The organism is Anabaena sp. CCY 9402-a (assembly GCF_963920945.1).
GTDB lineage: Bacteria > Cyanobacteriota > Cyanobacteriia > Cyanobacteriales > Nostocaceae > Trichormus > Trichormus minutissimus.
In genome coordinates, this window is record NZ_CAWUDL010000034.1 from 1 (window position 1) to 19,036 (window position 19,036).

The following is a 19,036-nucleotide window of genomic DNA, read 5'->3' on the forward strand; positions in this document are numbered from 1 at the left end:
ACTACGGAGTCAATTTTTCTCTTGCCTTGGAATGACTTTTTCAGCAAGCCCTAAAAAGAGTTACTAACGACGAATTGTTGGTTAATTTTTGTTAATATTAGACACAGTGCAGGTGCTTTGTCCGCAACTATCCATAATTCCTAAATTCCTAACTGAGAGAAACTTGATGCTGCGACTAGAACATATTAGTAAAATTTATCCTACAGGCGAAGTTCTCAAAGATATCAACTGGGAAGTGAAACCAGGCGATCGCATTGGGTTAGTCGGTGTTAACGGTGCGGGAAAATCCACCCAACTGAAAATTATCACCGGGGAAATTGAACCGACGGCTGGCGAAATTATTCGTCCGGCTAGCTTGCATATAGCTTACCTGAATCAAGAATTTGAAGTAGACCCAGGCCGCACAGTTAGAGAAGAATTTTGGACTGTATTTAACGAGGCTAACCAAGCACAGCTAGCCTTGACACAGGTACAGCGCGACATGGAAAAGGCGACGCTAGAAGAACTCGATCCGCTAATTAATAAATTAGACCGATTGCAGCGTCAGTTTGAAGCTTTAGACGGCTACGGTTTAGAGGCACGCATCGGCAAGATTCTACCAGAAATGGGATTTGAGCAAGAAGATAGCGATCGCCTCGTGAGTGGTTTCTCTGGTGGTTGGCAAATGCGGATGAGTTTGGGTAAAATCCTCCTGCAAAAGCCAGATGTTTTACTGCTGGATGAACCAACTAACCACCTGGATTTAGAAACGATTGAGTGGCTAGAAAATTACCTGAAAAAGCTGACTACTCCAATGGTGATAGTTTCCCATGACCGGGAATTTCTTGACCGCCTCTGTACCCAAGTTGTAGAAACTGAACGCGGTGTTTCTAGCACCTACCTGGGGAACTATTCGGCTTACCTACAACAAAAAGCTGAAAGTCAACTAGCGCAACTGAGTGCTTACGAACGCCAGCAAAAAGAAATCGAAAAACAACAGACTTTTGTAGATAGATTCCGCGCCAGTGCTACCCGCAGCACCCAAGCAAAAAGCCGCGAAAAGCAACTCGATAAAATCGAACGCATCGAAGCACCGATAGAAGGAGTAAGAACCCTACATTTCCGCTTTCCTCCCGCACCTCGTAGCGGACGCGAGGTAGTGAAAATGAAGGATTTAACTCATACCTACGGTGATAAGATTTTGTTTTTGGGTGCGAATCTCTTAATTGAAAGAGGCGATCGCATTGCTTTCTTAGGCCCCAACGGTGCAGGAAAATCTACAATCCTGCGGATGATTATGGGTTTAGAAACACCCACAGATGGCAATGTAGAACTAGGTGAACACAACGTTATTCCTGGTTACTTTGAGCAGAACCAAGCCGAGGCTTTGGACTTACAAAAAACTGTCATGGAAACCATCCATGATGAAGTTCCTGACTGGGATAATCAAGAAGTCCGCACACTCTTAGGACGCTTCTTATTTACTGGAGATACGGTATTTAAAGCAGTCGGTGCATTGAGTGGGGGAGAAAAAGCGCGACTGGCTTTAGCAAAGATGCTGTTGCGTCCAGCGAACTTAATTATTCTAGATGAGCCTACTAACCACCTAGACATTCCCGCCAAGGAAATGTTAGAGGAAGCACTGCAAAATTATGACGGGACAGCGATTGTAGTTTCTCACGACCGTTATTTTATTTCTCAAATAGCCAATAAAATCGTGGAAATTCGTGATGGCGATTTTCGTGTCTATTTGGGAGACTATCACTATTATTTGACAAAAATTGCCGAAGAGAAAGAAGAAGCAAGATTAGCTGCGATCGCTGCGGAAAAAGCGGCGAAAAAATCCGCTAAATCTACCAAATCGGCTGCCAAAAAGAAATAAGACAATAATTGAGTAGTAGCATTTTCACGCTGCTACTACTCAATTATTTGGTCGCTGGTTTATCACAAAATATATGCAACAGTTACTAAGATTAAAAAAAAGCTAAAAAACATAGAATTATTTCATAAAAAAACTTAATAAGCAGAAATTCACTTGCGGTGGTATTTAGCAGTGGTATCATTCGGGTATTACAAAAAGTAAAGGGCAATTTATTATGACCAAAGCACCTGTTGCTCCTGTGGTGCTAGTCATTTTAGACGGATGGGGCTACTGCGAGGAGAAGCGAGGAAATGCTATTGCTGCGTCTAAAACTCCCGTTATGGGCAGTCTATGGGCAGCTTATCCGCGTACCCTCATCCACACGTCAGGGAAAGCCGTAGGATTGCCAGAAGGTCAAATGGGTAACTCAGAAGTTGGTCATTTGAACATTGGTGCTGGACGGGTTGTACCACAAGAATTGGTACGCATTTCTGATGCAGTGGAAGATGGTTCTATCCTCAGCAACTCAGCTCTTGTCAAAATTTGCCAGGAAGTTCGCTCTCGAAATGGCAAACTGCACTTAGTTGGGCTTTGTTCTGAGGGGGGTGTACACTCGCATATCACCCATCTGTTTGGACTACTTGACTTAGCCAAAGAACAGCGAATTTCAGAAGTTTGTATTCACGCCATTACCGATGGACGTGACACTGCACCAACAGACGGTATCAAGGCAATCACAGCCTTAGAAGATTACATAGACAGTGTAGGAATTGGACGCATAGTTACTCTCAGTGGTCGTTACTACGCGATGGATCGCGATCGCCGTTGGGATCGAGTCCAGAAAGCCTACGATGTCATGACCCAAGATGGCACGGGGGATGGTCGCAAAGCTGTAGATGTCCTCAAAGCATCCTATGCTGAAGGGGTGACAGACGAGTTTATCATACCTGTTCGTCTCGCTCCCGGTGCAATCGCACCAGAAGATGGGGTGATATTCTTTAACTTCCGCCCCGATCGCTCCAGACAACTGACTCAAGCCCTTGTCAGTCCTGAATTTACAGGTTTTACCAGGAAACAAATCAAACCTCTGTCCTTGGTGACATTTACGCAGTACGATTCTGATTTACCAGTACCTGTAGCCTTTGAGCCGCAGAACTTGAGTAATATTCTGGGTGAAGTCATCGCCAACCACGGTTTAAAGCAGTTTCGCACCGCCGAAACCGAAAAATACGCCCACGTCACCTATTTCTTCAACGGTGGCTTAGAAGAACCATTTGCTGGGGAAGACCGGGAATTAGTCAGCAGTCCAATGGTAGCGACTTACGACAAAGCTCCCGCCATGTCAGCAGCAGCCGTCACCGATACAGCGATCGCCGCCATTAAGAAGGGTATCTACTCTCTCGTAGTGATTAACTATGCTAACCCAGATATGGTAGGACATACTGGTCAAATGGATGCTACTGTCACCGCAGTTGAAACAGTAGATCGCTGTTTAGGTCGCCTGTTAGAAGGTGTGAGCAAAGCAGGCGGTACAACAATTATTACCGCCGACCACGGCAACGCTGAGTATATGCTAGATAAAGCAGGTAATTCCTGGACGGCTCACACAACTAACCCTGTACCGTTAATTTTAGTGGAAGGAGAGAAGGTCAAAATCCCTGGATGTGGTACAAATGTCGAACTACGCAGCGATGGCAAACTAGCCGACATAGCCCCTACCCTTCTAGAGATTTTACAGCTACCCCAACCACCAGAAATGACCGGGCGATCGCTGCTACAAACAGCAGAATATGACGTGCAACGCTCTCGCACTCCTATGCCAGTAGGATTATGATAGGGGACAGGTGACAGGGGAAAATCAGCTACTCTTTATGGGTAGGGTTTTAATCTAACCTGTGAGCTACGAGAAAACAGTTAACATTAAGTTGTTGACTGTTTTCTAACTTTGTTTTAAAACTTCTGATCAAAGAGATTCTTGTTATGACAGTTACTAGTATCGTGCAATTTATTTGGGCTGGTTCTGCCCTTGGTCTGATTATTTTAGTATTACTTCATAGCCCCAAAGGAGATGGTATTGGTGCAATTGGTGGACAAGCCCAGTTGTTTAGCAGCACCAAAAGCGCAGAAAATACTTTAAACCGCATTACTTGGGCGTTAACAGTAATTTTCATGGGTTTAACAGTGGTGTTAAGTGCTGGTTGGCTCACTAAGTAAAAATCAAATCAGCAGGAGATAGGTAGATGGGAATAAAGATTAAACACCCAAAACCTAATACCCTGAAAAATTTAATGACAAAGCAGTTACTAGCAGCCCTTGTCTTAGCTATCAGCATAGGATTGCTAGTTATTTTTATCAATCTTCATTTCACATTAGCTACACCTTCTAGCCTGTGGGATCAATCCGGTTTGGATCAGATAATTTGCGAAAATAATCACACCTGTGGAGACGTTGCAATGCAACGTCTCTACATTTCTCAATCCAAAATCCATTCCTTACCGCCTACACTCACAAAATGGGAAGATAGCACAAATAGCGGTGACTACTTCTCCCAAGTCACAAAAACTGAAGTAGGTTATTTAGTGTGGACAAAATTTCCTGTTAAAGTTCAAATTCAACGACCAACAGGAATCAACAACCAACAGGCTCAAGAATGGGTTGATAGTGTCTTACAGACTGTGCAAGAGTGGAATAATTATTTGCCTTTAAAAGTAGTAGAACAGCCAGAAATTGCTGATATTACAATTGAGCGCAAAACCCCACCTCTGGAGTTTTCCCGTGACCAGAAAATCCCTCGTGCGCGTTCTGCTCTGACCAGCTACGAGCTATACACTCTTCATCATGTTTTATTACACCGCTTCAGTATTTTATTAAGTCCCAGCCAAACTGGTCGTCATCTTTTAGCTGCTTCGCGTCACGAACTCGGTCACGCTTTGGGAATTTGGGGTCATAGTCCAATAGAAACTGATGCACTTTACTTTTCTCAAGTCCGCAACTCACCGCCAATTTCTCCCAGAGATGTAAATACTTTGAAAAGAGTTTATCAGCAGCCAACTAGTTTGGGTTGGGCTTTAGAAATTTCTAAAAAATAAGGCGATCTCAAAACAAATTTAGAGACAATTCCTTTTAATAGAGTCATCATTGATGATCGCTCTTTCATCACTCAATAACACAGTGAAAAATTTGCTCAACCGTTAGATTTAAATCTAAGAATATTGGGGATTCTATACGGTCATCTCCTCTAAACTGTTTACCACGATATTCTCCCTCATCACTTAAAGAGTAAATTGTGATTGTTTGCTGTTTGGGGTCGCCTATTAACTCCTTACTACCCAAAGCTGCATAATCCACAATCCAATATTCTGGGATACCCATTTCTTCATAGTCAGCAAACTTTTTATGATAATCATCTCTCCAATTAGTACTGACAACTTCAATTACTAATGGGATTGAATCTCGCTGACTAAGGATTGATTGTTTATCCCACAGTGGTTCATTTCTCAAGTTAGAAAAATTAATTAGTAAAACATCTGGATAGTACCCTGATGTTTTATTCTCTGGCTTTACTGTAGCTGTTTTAGGTATACCGTAATTAAGTTTGAGACGAAGACACTCATAGCCTAGAATCATTGTTGAAAATGCTACTATTTGTTCATGTTTACCTGGTGGTGGAGGCATTTGAATGATATCTCCATCATGTAATTCATAGCGAACAGTTTCTGGTTGTGTTGCCAAAAAATCCAAAAATTCATCAAATGTAAATACTTTTTCTAGAGATTGTGCCATTGTTTCTACGTTGGTTTAAGTAGGAATAAAAAGTTATGAAGGTGCGTCAGTATGAATATTTTTTTTGTGTGGCTAGGGTTTCTCCTACTGACGCACCCTACATTTTGGATTTTTTATTTGTAAGTCCTTTGTAGATGAATACAGTTCAGTTAATGCTAGATTGAGTGGCAATACTGATTAAGCTCCCCATTTGAGTTTTACAGGTTGCTGCGCTAAAACTTCTCGATAAAGTTCTTCTAAATGAGTAATATTCTTACTGAGAGTATATAGGTCTAATACACGTTTTCTGGCTTTTTGTCCCAGTAGGGTTGTTAACTCAGGATGGTCTTGGAATAATGGTAACAGTGTGCGTAATTGCGATCGCACTGTTTTAGGATTTAAGACTACCCCTGCCCCTTTTTCCAATACTTCTCCATCTGCACCTACATCTGTAGCTATACAGGCTAAACCACAAGCCATCGCCTCTAATAGTGATAGGGATAAACCCTCTACTAAAGAGGGCAAAATAAATCCATCTGCACCCCGTAAAATGTTGATCCGCCGTTCTTCATCAGCAACAAATCCCAACCAAATAACACCGGAGTCAGCACCATAAAATGGTTCTAAAGAAGTTCTTAAAGGGCCATCACCAACCATTAACAACTTACTACCCGCCGCCATATTGGCTTGCTTCCAGGCTCTCAGCAGTGATTCTACATTTTTTTCTGGGGCTAGTCTTCCTTGATAAACAAATAAACGTTCTGCTTTAAATTCTGTTTTAACTGTAGAATATCCAGGAGAATATCTATCAATATCTACACCGTTGGGGATAACTGCGATTTTTTTCTCCCGCACACCCATATTAGCTAACAATTCTCGCTGAATTTGAGAAAACACAATCACCCGATGGTAGTTATCTAAAAAAGGTGCATAAAGTTGATAAGCCAAAAGTTGTGTTCCTGAGATTAGCTTTGCGCCTTTACCTGCAAATGGTGTGTGAAACGTCGCAATGAGAGGTAAATTTAATTGGTCACAAATTTCTGGTAGAAAAAAGTCCAGGGGAGATAAAGTCAAAGAAGCGTGGACAATATCTGGTTTAATTTCCCTGAGTGACTCAGTTAATAGCTTTGTGGCTTTGAAAGTGGGTATGGTGTAAACCTGTGACTTATAAAGGAAGGGTAAGGAAACTTCCTGACAATTTGGCCAATTGTGGGCTTCAGAGTCTTCTTGAGCAAAGTGGAGAAAGCTAACTTGATGCCCTCTATCTAACAAGGCGTTGGTAATTTCTCTACTGTAAGTGACGTTGCCACAAAAGGGTGATTTTTTTCCAATCCAGGCTATACGCATTCTTTATCAGCTATCAGAAGATCGGGGTTGATTATTTATTTTGAATTTTTGTTTGTTGTGTTGTATCTTAATTTTTACTTGCTGGTTATTTACTTAGTATATATTTCCACTACAAATTAGCCATAAAACCAAACTTTATGTTTACTAAAGTAGGTAATTTATGAACTTATTTATTGTCTTTTTAAGATGTACAGAAAAGTACGTTTACAACGAAGTAGTCTGGATAATATCAAATCAATAGCCAGCAGGTTTATAATCAGATTTTCCTGACATAAGTTTAGCATGAAAGCTTTTGCTTTCAGTTAATGCGCGATCGCCTTTAACTTTAGCTTTTCACTGGTGCATCACTTTGGCTAAGTATCTGATATTAATCGCGGGAGTTATACCAAGTCAAAATACCGCAGGAAATGACGATCGCAGATAATCCCATAAACACGGCTCTTAAACCAACAAAGGTTTCTGCTACTCCTGCTAATGCTAAGGGTAGAGACAAGGCAATATTAACGACATTATTTTGTAACCCGAAGACTTTACCACGCATTTCGGGCAAGGTTTCGGTTTGAATAGCTGTCTGCATGGGGATACCTACCAAAGCCCCAAACACACCCAGTAGTGCTACCAAAAGTAACACAGCCCATAGTTGGGTTGTAAACAGCGATAGACCCAACAAAGATGCTGCCATACCAATACAACCAAATAGACTTAGTTGACTATAAGAAAAGCGTTGACCGAACTGACCAATTATTGTAGCTCCAACAGCAATTCCCACACCGCCAGCAGCTAGTAAAAAGCCGAACTGAGAAGCTTTTAAGTTAGGAATAATTTCTGCCATGCGAACAGCTAAAACTGTTAAGGCGGCAAAGACAGAAAATAAAATCATTAATTGTAGTAAAGCATTACGGACACGAGAATTCTCTTTGAGATAGCGCAACCCATCTTGCAAGTCAGAAAATACGTGAGGAAATTCGGTTTCAGGTGCGTGGGTTTTTTCGTTAGTTGCTAACAATAGCAAAATAATACTAGCGATCGCATAACTACCACCAACTAAAAGTTCTTTCCCAAATCCGTTATTACCAACCAGTTGCGCCCAAATACTATCTGCTAACGCTAATAGCGGTTCTCCCACCGCAAACCCCACGATTACCGATGCCATCATCGTTGTCGTATATAAGGAATTAGCTGACAGTAAATCCTGTTCCTTCACCACCAGAGGAATTGCTGCTTGTTCTGCTGGGGCAAAAAATTGGGTTAATGTAGATACTAAAAAAGTCACACCTAAAATAATGGCAAAGCCTACAGGTATCATCCCTATCGGTTGCCAATCATGAGTCAACCACAACAGTAAGGGAATCACTAACACCAAAATGCCGCGCCAAGCATTGGTGGCTACTAACACAGCTTTTTTTGACCACCGATCGACAAATACACCCGCCACCGAACCAAACAGCACGGCGGGAATAGTGAAAGCCATCATCAATGCTGAAACCCAACCACTGATGCTTTGATTACTGCCTTGAAACTCAGAGTTAATCAAAGCAATCATCAGTACCAAATAAACTTTGTCGGCGAGTTGGCAAAAAACCTGACCACCCCAAAGTGCAAGGAAATTGGGGTTTTTGAATATAGCTGCAAACCCCTGCTGTTCCATAGTTCCTGATGTTGCTACCCCACCAGCACCAGAATTATCTGCACTAGTAGAGGCTGGCTTAGTGTATCCATTCCTTTGACTAACAGCATCATCTGATTCAATATCAGTTAATGACTCTGGTAAATCAGTTTTTGGAATTTCCGATGTCCAACTTTTATCTTGTGTAGAAATGTCTGGTGAAGACATCTCTTGGTTGTTGGTGTGGCTAGGAAGAGAATGAGGTACAACACTCAAATAATTTGGCGCAGTTGGAGCTGATGCCCTATTCTGGGTTCTGGCGTGAGTGGGTGACAACGGCAGAATCTTCTTATCAAAATCAGACGGTTGCATCATGATGGTTGGCAGCAAAATAAGAATCGATGAGAATAGCGGAGCGAATAGGGCGACCTAAATGATACTGAGCATACTGGCGCAAAATCTGCTCTACAGATAACCAGCTTTCATCTCTAGTGGTGCTAATTTGCATTATCTCTGGTTGTGAGAGCTGTTGGAGCATATTAAGTTCAATAGAATTTAAACGCACAGAAATTACTGGAATTTCTTGTCGATGTATAACTGTTTGGTAGTCAGGTTTTGGAGATTGGGGATTGGAGACTGGGGACTGGGGACTGGGGACTGGGGATTGGGGATTGGGGATTAGGGATTGGGGATTGGGGACTGGGGATTGGGTCAAAGTTCTTCTTCCTTGCTCCCCTGCTCTCCTGTTGGCTTCTTTTCGTAAATTGTCCCAAGCTTCTAAACAAATAATTCCACCAGTAGGGATGCTAAAACCTACCTGCCAGTTGGGATTTGTTAGGTCTGGAGTGAGGGAGCGTTGAGTTAAACAACAGGTTTGGACTTGTGGGGTGAGTCCTGCTAAGGCTAAGAGGTGAAAAACGGCATGAGCTAGGGAGGCGAGGATGTTAGATGGCTCTGTTTTAGGTGAAGATTCCAAACGCTGGAGATGTTCATTGAGTAATTCATATAGTTCTTCTTGGGGATGTTCACTCAATGCCTGACAAAGAACTATTTCTGCTAGATACTGACTAGCAGCTAATTTTCCCAAATCTTGGGACAAACCTGGATAAGTTTTTAGTGTTTGGGCTTGAGTGATTCTATCGAGCGATCGCCCTTTGGAAATTAGTAGTTCATTAACTACAAACATCCCACTTCTACCACCAAGACTAGAATTGTGCTTACGTGAGCCTGGGGCAACGGCTCGAATCAAACCAAATTCTCGTGTTAATATCGTCACTATTCTATCTGATTCGCCCAGCACCTGGCTTTTGAGATTAATACCAGTTGCTTTATAGGTTCTACTCATTAGTCATTAGTCCTTAATCATTAGTCATTAGTGAAGCCAAAAATAAATGACAAATGACCAAGACTATCCACCTTTTCCCATGCGATCGCGCTGGTGGATCAAATCGACACTACGAGATGTGCCTAATCTAGTAGCACCCGCTAATATTAAGTCTAAAGCTTGCTCAATCGTACTAATCCCCCCAGAGGCTTTAATTCCTACTCTGTCTCGTGCTACTTCCTTCAACAGCCGCACATCTGCTACAGTCGCCCCACCACTCCAACCGGTACTGGTTTTTAAGAATGCTGCTCCTGCATCCATAGCGATTTCGGCTGCGAGTTTTTTTTCCGCATCCGTCAGGAGGTTAGTTTCCAAAATTACTTTCACTGTCTGTCCTGTCGCTTCACAAATTTCGGCAATTTCTCGGTGAATTGCCTCAGTGTTGCCAATTTTCACCCAACCTAAATTGATCACTACATCTAACTCTGTAGCCCCATTTTCCGCAGCTTCTTGAGCCTCATACAACTTGACAGCCGCAGTAGTTGCTCCCGTGGGAAAACCAATTACCGTACAAACGTTAGGTTTTTTGCCATGCAGAAGTTCTGCGGCTTGTTTTACATAAACAGGGTAAACACAAACTGACGCAAAATTAAATCTGTCTGCTTGTTCACACCATTGCTCAACCTGCTCTGGAGTTGCTGTTGGGTCTAACAGGGCATGATCGATCAATGGCGCGATATCAATGTCTGGATAGTCTGCTGCCATCGTATTTTTTACCAACGAAGATTATAAACCTTTATAAAAAAATAAGATTCTTCTTATAAATTAAATCACATCTATTTCGAGTGTAGCCTGAAAACCGACAAAGGGCTGAGTCCTATGGCAATCCTATTTAATTTTTGAGAATTGGGAAAATTCAGAACCCTGCTTTTTCGTAAAAACAGGGGTTCTTGTGCCTTACGAATGATTTAGGCTGATTAGATATAGAAAATTATTGAGTATTACAGTAAAAATCCAGTATTTTAATTAACAAGCCGGGGCAAATTCAGTAACCACCAGAGGACAAGAAATCAAAAATTGTTCGAGCTAATGCTTTCGATGCCAAATATGGCACACCATTACCTATAGTTTTAAACATATTTGTAAGTGACATATTTTCTGGCAGAACAAAATTCTCAGGTAAAGATTGTATTGCTAAAGCTTCTGCCACAGAAATCCGCCTTGCTTTGTAGGGATGTAGATGTACTTCATTGTTGCCATAACAAGCAGTAGGAGAATAACGCCATCTATGTAAACGTTTAAAAGATTTCTTAGAATCATCTCCTTCGGCAATAGTAGTAAATCTTTTCATCCCTGCTCTTGGTTTAAAGTAATGGTTAGAGTTAGGATGCTCTGAAACATTATTTTTTCTAAACCAATATTCAACTGTCAGTTCTTGAGGAATACCATCAGGACAAGGCATTACAGAGTCCTCTTCAAATGGTTCATATTGACTCCAAGGGTAAGCAAAAATATTTTCTTGAGGATATATAGTTTGACTTGCCCAAGGAAAATACACTTCCGATAATCCAGAATCATTACTAATCTTTATGGCTATATTCTTGAGGAAATCTTTTCTAAATCCTAATAAAATAATTCTTTCTCTATCTTGAGGTACACCATATTCAATAGCATTAATTAACTTTTCTGTAAATAAATAATCTGCATTTTGTAATTGTATTTTAATAGCTTCAAAAAACAAACGATGTTTCTTTGTTCGCCACAAACCTTTAACATTCTCAAATAGAAAGAAATCTGGTAAATTCTGACAGATTAATTCTACATAAGCTGCCGAAAGCTTACCATTTTCTCCTAAATAGCCCCGATTTTTCCCCCCAATAGAAAAATCAGGGCAAGGTGGCCCACCAATAAAGCCCACAATATTATTTGACTTACGACAATCCTGTACTAATTCCCCAAGACGCTGTGCTTCTAACCCATCAATAAGTTTAGTTATGTCTCCTGTTTCCCCATGATGATATCCGTATGCTGGCAATGGTGATTTCAGCATCTCCCGTGAATAACAATATGCTGCCATGAATGGGGAAAATATTTCATTGACATAAACGATATTAAAACCACTAGTTTCAAAACCTAAATCTAGAAACCCTGAACCAGAGAAGAAGGAGAAAATACAAGGAATCAAACTCATCTTTATATTTTATATGAATAATAAAAATTATCAATTAACTAGAAATCGTGCAGTGAAAATAGTTTGCAGATATTGGCAAAATCATGAAATATAATTTTGCAGTATTAACAAAAGCACGGTAATTTAAGTCTTTTGGCAATCATCAATGATTTACATAAGTTCTTTTGATGATAGCAGAGATGTCGATTAATGGTAAGATTTGTGGACTTAAGAGATTATTTTTGAGTTTCTTGTAGTCTTATAGTTAGTTCAATCTCTTGCTTTAGATACCCAACATCACATATTCTTAATAAATAGCAAAGTGAAGCCCCGAAAGTAATGTATGTGTCCAGAAAATCTTCTTAGTTTGCTCAATTAGTACCGAAAAAAGGCACTTCCTTTTGTACTCTTGATACTCTTTTTATTCAAAAATAATTACGCTCTACCCTTACTCAACAGATAATACCCGTGTTAGAAGCTTTTATATTCGCCACAATATTATGCGGCTTTTTCGGCATCATTCTTAAAAAGAACCTGTTGATGAAGATCATCTCAATGGATGTCATGAGTACCGGGGTTATCGCCTATTACGTGCTAATTGCATCACGAGATGGTTTGTTTTCGCCGATTGTTGGCAAAGTTGAAAATGCTGCGTACTCTGATCCAGTTCCCCAAGCAGTGATTTTGACAGCGATCGTCATTGGCTTTTCAATCCAGGCATTAATGCTGGTCGGTGTTATGAAGCTGGCGCGGGATAATCCCACATTGGAAATCAACGAGATTGAGAAGAATAATACGCCATGACTGCCATTACGATTGCCTGGATTGCACTACCATTTTTTCTGGGGTTCTTGATTTTTCTAGTCCCCAAACTCAACCGCCATTTGACACTGTGGGGGTCTATTGCTTCCGCCGCCTATGCGTTGCAGTTGTTTGTCGAGCCAACACCCCTCACACTGAAGTTACTCGATAATTTCGGTGTGACGTTAGAAGTAGATCAATTAAGCGGCTACTTTATCTTAACGAATGCACTAGTAACAACTGCGGTGATCATCTACTGTTGGCGCAGTGATAAGAAGGCTTTTTTTTACGCCCAGATGATTATTGTGCATGGTAGCCTGAATGCAGCCTTTGTCTGTGCGGACTTTATTAGTTTATACGTAGCCTTAGAGGTAAGCGGGATTGCAGCTTTTCTCTTAATTGCCTATCCCCGCAGCGATCGCTCGATTTGGGTGGGTTTGCGTTATCTTTTTGTCAGCAACACAGCCATGCTGTTTTATCTGGTAGGCGCGGTACTGGTTTATCAGACACATCATTCCTTCGGTTTTGCAGGTTTAAAAGGATCACCACCAGAGGCGATCGCCCTCATATTTTTAGGACTATTGGGTAAAGCGGGAATATTTGTCTCAGGATTGTGGCTACCCTTAACTCACTCTGAATCCGACACCCCAGTATCAGCTTTACTATCGGGAGTTGTCGTCAAAGCCAGCGTTTTACCATTATTGCGTTGCGCTGCTATTTCCCCAGAAATTGATACCATAGTCAGAATTTTCGGTGTAGGAACGGCTTTGATGGGAGTGTGCTATGCCGTCTTTGAAAAGGATAGCAAGCGGATGCTAGCGATGAGTACGATTTCGCAATTGGGCTGGATACTCGCCGCACCAGCAGTAGGTGGTTTTTATACATTAACCCACGGACTGGTGAAATCGTCACTTTTCCTAACAGCAGGTGCTTTACCCAGTCGCAACTTTAAGGAACTGCAACAAAAGCCAATCGATACCAAAATCTGGATCATCTTAGTCATAGCCAGCCTCTCCATTTCCGGCTTGCCCTTATTATGTGGCTTTGGGGCGAAGGTGTTAACTATAAAGAATTTGCTACCCTGGCAAGCGATCGCCATGAATGTAGCAGCACTAGGAACAGCCATCACCTTTGCCAAATTCATCTTCCTACCCCATACCCAACAGGGGGAACAAGCAGTGAAACCTGGTTTTTGGCCAGCAGTGACATTGTTGATTACTGGGCTAGTTGCAGCTAATGTCATCTACCTACAGGCATATAACATTGCTGACATCACTAAAGCGATCGCCATCATTGGCGGAAGTTGGTTAGCTTATACTTTCATTTTTCAACGAGTAGCAGTATCTCTACCTCGTGTACTTGAGCAATTCGACCATCTCATTGGCATGATGAGTCTGATTTTAATCCTACTGTTTTGGATGGCGTTAGCATGATTGGGCATTTCATATTACGAATGGTAATTTGGCTTCTACTCACTGCTAATGTGAGTTTGACAAATATTCTCATCGGTGTAGCCATTGCCCTGTTACTACCACGCGGTTACACATCTCCAGAAAAATTGAAAGATTGGCTACAGGTATTAGTTAAAACCATTGTGGCGATTCCAGTGGCTTATATTGAAGCCTTTGAAATCATTTTCCGTCCCCATAAACAGGAAGATATGATTCTGGAACGAGTCAAGCCCAAGCGATCGCCGAATCTCATATTTTTGGATATCTTCATCATTACCTTTACACCCAAAACCATTGTCGTGAATTACCGCGAAGAGGGTTGGTACGAAGTCCACCAGATTCAACGGAGGAAGAAAAAACCATGAACCTGGAAATAGTCATAATTGCCATGATTGTGGCCTTACTCATCCCCATCTATGAAACCTGGAAGAGTGATGATATCTGGCAGATCATGTTGGCTTTTGGCAGCATCTCTAGCAAGATAGCCATCATGATCTTGTTCGTCTCTGTTCTCCGCGATGATTGGATGATTGGGGTGGTGGCGGTGATTATTTTGAGTGTGGGTAATGCTGGCTTAATGCTACTAGCGCAAATATTGAAACGATTGAGTGACGTATGATCAACATTCTTAGTTATACCTGTATATTCATCGGTCTGATTTTCTGGTTTTGGGGAACTGTTCATCTAATTAGCGATCGCTCAGTCTTATTCAAACTTCATGGTCTTTCCGTCGCTGATACTCTCGGCTCAATGCTGATGATCGTTGGATTGCTGCTGAAGATACCCAGTGAATGGCCGTTGCTCATCCTTGGCATTATCTCCTTAGCAGTCTGGAATACCATGTTGGGTTACGTATTGGCGCACTGTTCCTATGAAGAGGGTGAACATGAATGATAGCTATATCTATATAATTATTGCCTTATTGCCCTTAGCTGGTGGGATGTTGGTAACTCAGACCAATCCATACCATGCTTTAGTCATTCGTGGTGTATTGGGTGCAGTCGCCGCCTTAGTAGATGCGATTTTAGGCGCGGCAGATGTGGCTTTAACTGAAGCCTTGATGGGTAGTATGCTGGCAACTACCCTCTATGCAGTAGCGGTACGTTCATCAATGGTGATGCGTCTGGGGGTGATCCAAGATGAGTCAATTGAGGCACAAGATAGAGATTGTGAAAAAATCATCGATAATCTACGTGCCGTTGTTAACAAACACTATCTGCGTTTAGAAATCGTTCCTTACACTAATACCCAAGCTTTGCAGAGGGCGTTAATCGATAAAGAAGTTCACGCTACCTGTATCTCTACAGCACAAAGTCAGCAGAACGGCGTAGAAGATGGGGACAAAATGCAACCCTATCAAACAACAACCAGAATCCAACGCCTTTATGACATCATGCAAACTGAACTTTCTACACCACAAACAATCCTGTCCTATGTAAACGTTTCAGACTTACAGGAGCAGCATTCATGAAATGGATCTACATCGTAGCGGGGATAGCACTGTACGTCAAAATGCTGGTTCTACCCAATCCTGATATCGATTCATCACAGATTTCTATTGTCGAATTGGTCGTCAAAGATAGTGGTGTTCCCAATGCAGTCTCAGGGATTATTTTCCGCAATCGCTTATACGACACCATCTTTGAAGTCGTTGTATTTTCGATCTCAATCTTGGGTGTAAATTTTCTTCTTTCCAATGAGAGTCCGTCCTGCACAATGTATCAGTTCAAAGACCAACCATCTATTGTTCTGGCGCGTTTGGGTGCAACAATCACCGCCTTAGTCGGTATTGAACTAGCGATTCGTGGACATCTCAGTCCGGGTGGTGGTTTTGCTGCTGGCGTAGCTGGTGGAACTGCGATCGGACTAATAGCTATAACTTCATCCTACCCCTGGATGCAGGAAATCTACCAACGTTGGCACGCTGCTAAATGGGAGAAGGTTTCAGTATTACTTTTTATCGTCCTCGCGGTCATCACTCTCACCGGAGTAGAGTTACCACATGGAGAATTAGGGGCTTTGTTTAGTGGTGGTATTCTCCCCATATTAAATATTATCGTCGCCATCAAAGTCGCCTTGGGTTCGTGGGCGGTAGTTTTGATTTTTATTCGTTATCGAGGTTTGTTGTAAAAGGCTGGGAAATTGTCACTATTATGTGTTGACATTGTATATACAATAGTCTAGATTAAATATTAGGCGTTGCCAAAGTGAACTTGCTCAATTAGGCAATCCCAAGCAGCGTGACATAAACATGGATAGAGAAACAATGGTTTCCCGTTCTAAAATGGATAACCTTGGTCGTAACCAAGTGATTAATATTAGAGTTCAAGAACAACAACGGGATTTAATTGATTATGCCGCATCGATTCTGGGCAAAAGCCGTTCTGACTTTATGTTAGAAGTAGCCTGTCGAGAAGCGGAGAATGTCATTTGTGACAACACCTTTTTTGCCTTAGACGAAGAAAAATATCAAGAATTCCTGGCGATTTTGGATTCACCACCTCAAGCGGATGAAGAACTTCGTAAATTCTTATCGACTAAATCGCCTTGGGATTAATGATTAAACAAACCAAAACTATTAATGCTCCTCAGCTAATTACTCCTGAGCATAATGTATTAGATTTTAATTCTAAATCAGAAGCTCTGAATCAATGGCTGAAGGAAAAAGCTTTAAAAAATGAGGGAGTTACAGCCAGAACTTATGTAGTTACTATAGAAAATCAAGTAATAGGCTATTACTGTTTAGCAACTTCCTCTGTGGCTCATATAATAGCTACTAGCAAAGCGAAAAGAAATGCACCAGACCCTATACCTTGTATGCTTATTGGTAGACTAGCTGTAGACATAAAATGGGAAGGTCAAGGCATAGGTTCTGGCTTATTAAGAGATGCTATTTTTCGGATTTTAAAATTAACTCAAATAGTTGGTATTAGATGTATTTTGGTTCATGCTAAAGATGAAGAAGCCAAAAAATTTTATTTAAAACATAGATTTCAAGCATCACCAATAGAACCATTAACCCTAATGATAACTATAAAAGATATTCGAGCCAGCCTTAAAGATTAACTACTCATATAATTTTTACCTATACTTAATTAAAAGCTTTAAATAACAACATTTTTTGTTGCCTGTAAAACTCTCTTGCGTCTTATTATTCTCATCTAATTTGTAATGTCTAACCAGAACTCAGGTTATTAAGCAAAGGCGTAAATTGCGTCTTCCCTGCGGGACGCTTCGCGAATGCGCCTTCCCTGCGAGACGCTTCGCGAATGCGTGAAATTATCCCACAACTTCAACCTGCTGTGCTTCTGGTACTAAACGCTTCATTCCTTGCTTCACAAAACCTTGCAGAAAAGCTAACTGCTGATTTTGTTGGAAGACATTTTGTAAGGTTTGACGCAATGTATCTAAGTTCAAACTATTACCAGAATCTAAAGCAATTTCCTGTTGCTCAAAATAGGTAACTAAACTTAAACCAGCTACTCTAGTTAGATAAGCAGCACTCACACCCTGCACTAAACCACCAGCGACAAAGGTGATAGCATTACTTTTGAGAACTGTGCTAATAGCTTTAGTAGAAAGTTCCACTAAACCCAACTTCAGCATCAAACTTCCCATTGTTCCCGCTACCGTTTGCGCTTGTTCTAGGGAAAACTTCTGCTGATATACATTACCTAAATCCATCACCATTTGAGCATTAATCGCCGCCGTTGCCAAAATATCCAGTGCTGGAACTGGGTTAGCAAAAGCAGCAGCCGCAGCTATCCATTGATATTGTTCAATAATTGGCGTAGCGCGATCGCATCTTACCCCATTCAAACAATTTTTCGCCTCAGCTTTCAACAAAAATGCCTGTCTGGTGGTAGTTGTCCACACCAACGGTTGACTTTGCTGCACCAACATTTCATTTAATTGCTGCGTCAACTGCTGTATATCTGGTGCTGGCTGTTCCATCCACTCTTGCACAGTACCATCAGGCTGATGTTTCCGCACTTTCACAGCCACGGGAGAAGCTGCAACAGCGACTACGTTATCTTGCATTCGATGTTTTAATGAATGCAAGATGCTAGCACGTTCATCTGGCAAATATTGGTCTTGTTTGTTGAAAACTAAGACTTGTGGCTGATTGACTGCTTTTAGTTGCTGCAAGGCTTGAAATTCTGAATCAGTCAAATCACCGTTGGTTAAGAACAGAACCAAATCAGATTTTGTTACTTCTGTGAGAATAGCAGCATCTGAGTGTTCTATTTCTCGCAATAAAGGTGCTGTTTCTTGCAATGTGACTTTTTGCTGTGTTTTTTGCCAATTGCTAGACTGTAGCACCTGAATTAAGGTACTTTTACCAACGGATTTACCACCAGTGATAGCTAATCTCAAATCTTGTCTGTCTAACTCTAGAGGTAGTTCGGCTAACTTTGTTTTCAGTGTCTCTAAAGCTGGATGGTTCTCTGCTTCTTGCGCTAACTGGTTAATTACCGTTTCAGTTTTAGCGATCGCACTAACTGCTGTTTCCCTATCTGTAATCATACCACTTGGCTGTTCGGCAATTTCTTGCGGGAACTTGCGCTTCCACAGCCACAAACCACCACCAACCGCTAAGAGGCTTAATAAACTTAGCTCACCTACCTGCATAATTGAATGATGCCAACTTTGCACCATCCACAAGGAAAAGGATATACCCAATCCTCCGACTAAAATTGGTCGCTGTAATTTCACAACCATGATTCTCCGCGCT

Annotated in this window: 20 protein-coding genes; 13 read left to right on the forward strand and 7 right to left on the reverse strand. The window is 41.4% G+C overall.

Annotated features, from left to right (window positions below; all coding sequences use genetic code 11):
- The first annotated feature begins 166 nt into the window (after positions 1 to 166).
- The 4 genes from ACM0OR_RS14150 to ACM0OR_RS14165 all read left to right on the forward strand — a co-directional run bounded on the left by ACM0OR_RS14150 (position 167) and on the right by ACM0OR_RS14165 (position 4,929).
- Positions 167 to 1,861, forward strand: a complete 1,695-nt coding sequence (locus ACM0OR_RS14150; RefSeq protein WP_414576858.1) for an ABC-F family ATP-binding cassette domain-containing protein — start codon at positions 167 to 169, stop codon at positions 1,859 to 1,861.
- A gap of 214 nt (positions 1,862 to 2,075) precedes the next feature.
- On the forward strand, positions 2,076 to 3,674 hold the full coding sequence (gene gpmI / locus ACM0OR_RS14155) for a 2,3-bisphosphoglycerate-independent phosphoglycerate mutase (RefSeq protein WP_414576860.1): 1,599 nt from the start codon (positions 2,076 to 2,078) through the stop codon (positions 3,672 to 3,674).
- Between the two features lie 146 nt (positions 3,675 to 3,820).
- A complete protein-coding gene (gene secG, locus ACM0OR_RS14160; protein WP_190710024.1) occupies positions 3,821 to 4,054 on the forward strand; it encodes a preprotein translocase subunit SecG in 234 nt (77 codons plus the stop codon).
- Positions 4,055 to 4,080: 26 nt separating this feature from the next.
- A complete protein-coding gene (locus ACM0OR_RS14165) occupies positions 4,081 to 4,929 on the forward strand; it encodes a peptidase (RefSeq protein WP_414576863.1) in 849 nt (282 codons plus the stop codon).
- A 67-nt stretch (positions 4,930 to 4,996) separates the two neighbouring features.
- Here ACM0OR_RS14165 and ACM0OR_RS14170 read toward each other — a convergent pair whose 3' ends face one another.
- From ACM0OR_RS14170 to ACM0OR_RS14195, 6 genes are all read right to left on the reverse strand, one after another.
- Positions 4,997 to 5,623, reverse strand: coding sequence for a Uma2 family endonuclease (locus ACM0OR_RS14170; protein WP_414576865.1), 627 nt, complete (start codon positions 5,621 to 5,623; stop codon positions 4,997 to 4,999).
- Positions 5,624 to 5,800: 177 nt separating this feature from the next.
- Positions 5,801 to 6,949, reverse strand: a complete 1,149-nt coding sequence (locus ACM0OR_RS14175; RefSeq protein ID WP_414576867.1) for a glycosyltransferase family 4 protein — start codon at positions 6,947 to 6,949, stop codon at positions 5,801 to 5,803.
- 367 nt (positions 6,950 to 7,316) lie between these two features.
- Positions 7,317 to 8,930 (reverse strand): MFS transporter, encoded by a 1,614-nt coding sequence (locus tag ACM0OR_RS14180; protein WP_414576868.1) that lies wholly within the window; start codon positions 8,928 to 8,930, stop codon positions 7,317 to 7,319.
- On the reverse strand, positions 8,914 to 9,900 hold the full coding sequence (recO, locus tag ACM0OR_RS14185; RefSeq protein WP_414576870.1) for a DNA repair protein RecO: 987 nt from the start codon (positions 9,898 to 9,900) through the stop codon (positions 8,914 to 8,916). Before recO ends, ACM0OR_RS14180 begins: the two co-directional genes overlap by 17 nt.
- A 63-nt stretch (positions 9,901 to 9,963) precedes the next feature.
- Positions 9,964 to 10,644, reverse strand: coding sequence for a deoxyribose-phosphate aldolase (deoC, locus tag ACM0OR_RS14190; protein WP_414576872.1), 681 nt, complete (start codon positions 10,642 to 10,644; stop codon positions 9,964 to 9,966).
- 280 nt (positions 10,645 to 10,924) lie between these two features.
- Positions 10,925 to 12,070 (reverse strand): DNA cytosine methyltransferase, encoded by a 1,146-nt coding sequence (locus ACM0OR_RS14195; RefSeq protein WP_323268694.1) that lies wholly within the window; start codon positions 12,068 to 12,070, stop codon positions 10,925 to 10,927.
- A 447-nt stretch (positions 12,071 to 12,517) separates the two neighbouring features.
- Here ACM0OR_RS14195 and ACM0OR_RS14200 point away from each other — a divergent pair, with 447 nt between their 5' ends.
- The 9 genes from ACM0OR_RS14200 to ACM0OR_RS14240 all read left to right on the forward strand — a co-directional run bounded on the left by ACM0OR_RS14200 (position 12,518) and on the right by ACM0OR_RS14240 (position 17,367).
- The gene (locus tag ACM0OR_RS14200; RefSeq protein ID WP_190710038.1) at positions 12,518 to 12,853 is read left to right on the forward strand and encodes a cation:proton antiporter subunit C; all 336 of its coding nucleotides are present in this window, start codon (positions 12,518 to 12,520) and stop codon (positions 12,851 to 12,853) included.
- On the forward strand, positions 12,850 to 14,283 hold the full coding sequence (locus ACM0OR_RS14205; RefSeq protein ID WP_414576874.1) for a cation:proton antiporter: 1,434 nt from the start codon (positions 12,850 to 12,852) through the stop codon (positions 14,281 to 14,283). Before ACM0OR_RS14200 ends, ACM0OR_RS14205 begins: the two co-directional genes overlap by 4 nt.
- Positions 14,280 to 14,666, forward strand: coding sequence for a Na+/H+ antiporter subunit E (locus tag ACM0OR_RS14210; RefSeq protein WP_414576876.1), 387 nt, complete (start codon positions 14,280 to 14,282; stop codon positions 14,664 to 14,666). Before ACM0OR_RS14205 ends, ACM0OR_RS14210 begins: the two co-directional genes overlap by 4 nt.
- Positions 14,663 to 14,920, forward strand: a complete 258-nt coding sequence (locus tag ACM0OR_RS14215; RefSeq protein WP_237991522.1) for a hypothetical protein — start codon at positions 14,663 to 14,665, stop codon at positions 14,918 to 14,920. Before ACM0OR_RS14210 ends, ACM0OR_RS14215 begins: the two co-directional genes overlap by 4 nt.
- Positions 14,917 to 15,195: a monovalent cation/H(+) antiporter subunit G gene (locus ACM0OR_RS14220; RefSeq protein WP_323268691.1), complete on the forward strand. Its 279-nt coding sequence runs from the start codon at positions 14,917 to 14,919 to the stop codon at positions 15,193 to 15,195. The genes ACM0OR_RS14215 and ACM0OR_RS14220 overlap by 4 nt, the downstream gene beginning before the upstream one ends.
- The gene (locus ACM0OR_RS14225) at positions 15,188 to 15,772 is read left to right on the forward strand and encodes a DUF4040 domain-containing protein (protein ID WP_414576879.1); all 585 of its coding nucleotides are present in this window, start codon (positions 15,188 to 15,190) and stop codon (positions 15,770 to 15,772) included. The genes ACM0OR_RS14220 and ACM0OR_RS14225 overlap by 8 nt, the downstream gene beginning before the upstream one ends.
- Positions 15,769 to 16,431, forward strand: a complete 663-nt coding sequence (locus ACM0OR_RS14230; RefSeq protein ID WP_323268689.1) for a Na(+)/H(+) antiporter subunit B — start codon at positions 15,769 to 15,771, stop codon at positions 16,429 to 16,431. Before ACM0OR_RS14225 ends, ACM0OR_RS14230 begins: the two co-directional genes overlap by 4 nt.
- Positions 16,432 to 16,552: 121 nt before the next feature.
- Positions 16,553 to 16,858: a DUF1778 domain-containing protein gene (locus ACM0OR_RS14235; protein WP_414576881.1), complete on the forward strand. Its 306-nt coding sequence runs from the start codon at positions 16,553 to 16,555 to the stop codon at positions 16,856 to 16,858.
- Positions 16,858 to 17,367: a GNAT family N-acetyltransferase gene (locus ACM0OR_RS14240; protein WP_414576882.1), complete on the forward strand. Its 510-nt coding sequence runs from the start codon at positions 16,858 to 16,860 to the stop codon at positions 17,365 to 17,367. Before ACM0OR_RS14235 ends, ACM0OR_RS14240 begins: the two co-directional genes overlap by 1 nt.
- Before the next feature lie 213 nt (positions 17,368 to 17,580).
- Here the strand turns inward: ACM0OR_RS14240 and ACM0OR_RS14245 are convergent, their stop codons facing one another.
- Complete coding sequence (locus ACM0OR_RS14245) at positions 17,581 to 19,023, reverse strand: YcjF family protein (protein ID WP_414576884.1); 1,443 nt, start codon at positions 19,021 to 19,023, stop codon at positions 17,581 to 17,583.
- Positions 19,024 to 19,036: the final 13 nt, after the last annotated feature.

Bases quoted from the DNA above. Each gene is read 5' to 3' on its own strand.
- ACM0OR_RS14150 (WP_414576858.1), top strand. From the start codon at position 167: ATGCTGCGACTAGAACATATTAGTAAAATTTATCCTACAGGCGAAGTT.
- gpmI (WP_414576860.1), top strand. From the start codon at position 2,076: ATGACCAAAGCACCTGTTGCTCCTGTGGTGCTAGTCATTTTAGACGGA.
- secG (WP_190710024.1), top strand. From the start codon at position 3,821: ATGACAGTTACTAGTATCGTGCAATTTATTTGGGCTGGTTCTGCCCTT.
- ACM0OR_RS14165 (WP_414576863.1), top strand. From the start codon at position 4,081: ATGGGAATAAAGATTAAACACCCAAAACCTAATACCCTGAAAAATTTA.
- ACM0OR_RS14170 (WP_414576865.1), bottom strand. From the start codon at position 5,623: ATGGCACAATCTCTAGAAAAAGTATTTACATTTGATGAATTTTTGGAT.
- ACM0OR_RS14175 (WP_414576867.1), bottom strand. From the start codon at position 6,949: ATGCGTATAGCCTGGATTGGAAAAAAATCACCCTTTTGTGGCAACGTC.
- ACM0OR_RS14180 (WP_414576868.1), bottom strand. From the start codon at position 8,930: ATGATGCAACCGTCTGATTTTGATAAGAAGATTCTGCCGTTGTCACCC.
- recO (WP_414576870.1), bottom strand. From the start codon at position 9,900: ATGAGTAGAACCTATAAAGCAACTGGTATTAATCTCAAAAGCCAGGTG.
- deoC (WP_414576872.1), bottom strand. From the start codon at position 10,644: ATGGCAGCAGACTATCCAGACATTGATATCGCGCCATTGATCGATCAT.
- ACM0OR_RS14195 (WP_323268694.1), bottom strand. From the start codon at position 12,070: ATGAGTTTGATTCCTTGTATTTTCTCCTTCTTCTCTGGTTCAGGGTTT.
- ACM0OR_RS14205 (WP_414576874.1), top strand. From the start codon at position 12,850: ATGACTGCCATTACGATTGCCTGGATTGCACTACCATTTTTTCTGGGG.
- ACM0OR_RS14210 (WP_414576876.1), top strand. From the start codon at position 14,280: ATGATTGGGCATTTCATATTACGAATGGTAATTTGGCTTCTACTCACT.
- ACM0OR_RS14215 (WP_237991522.1), top strand. From the start codon at position 14,663: ATGAACCTGGAAATAGTCATAATTGCCATGATTGTGGCCTTACTCATC.
- ACM0OR_RS14220 (WP_323268691.1), top strand. From the start codon at position 14,917: ATGATCAACATTCTTAGTTATACCTGTATATTCATCGGTCTGATTTTC.
- ACM0OR_RS14225 (WP_414576879.1), top strand. From the start codon at position 15,188: ATGAATGATAGCTATATCTATATAATTATTGCCTTATTGCCCTTAGCT.
- ACM0OR_RS14230 (WP_323268689.1), top strand. From the start codon at position 15,769: ATGAAATGGATCTACATCGTAGCGGGGATAGCACTGTACGTCAAAATG.
- ACM0OR_RS14235 (WP_414576881.1), top strand. From the start codon at position 16,553: ATGGATAGAGAAACAATGGTTTCCCGTTCTAAAATGGATAACCTTGGT.
- ACM0OR_RS14240 (WP_414576882.1), top strand. From the start codon at position 16,858: ATGATTAAACAAACCAAAACTATTAATGCTCCTCAGCTAATTACTCCT.
- ACM0OR_RS14245 (WP_414576884.1), bottom strand. From the start codon at position 19,023: ATGGTTGTGAAATTACAGCGACCAATTTTAGTCGGAGGATTGGGTATA.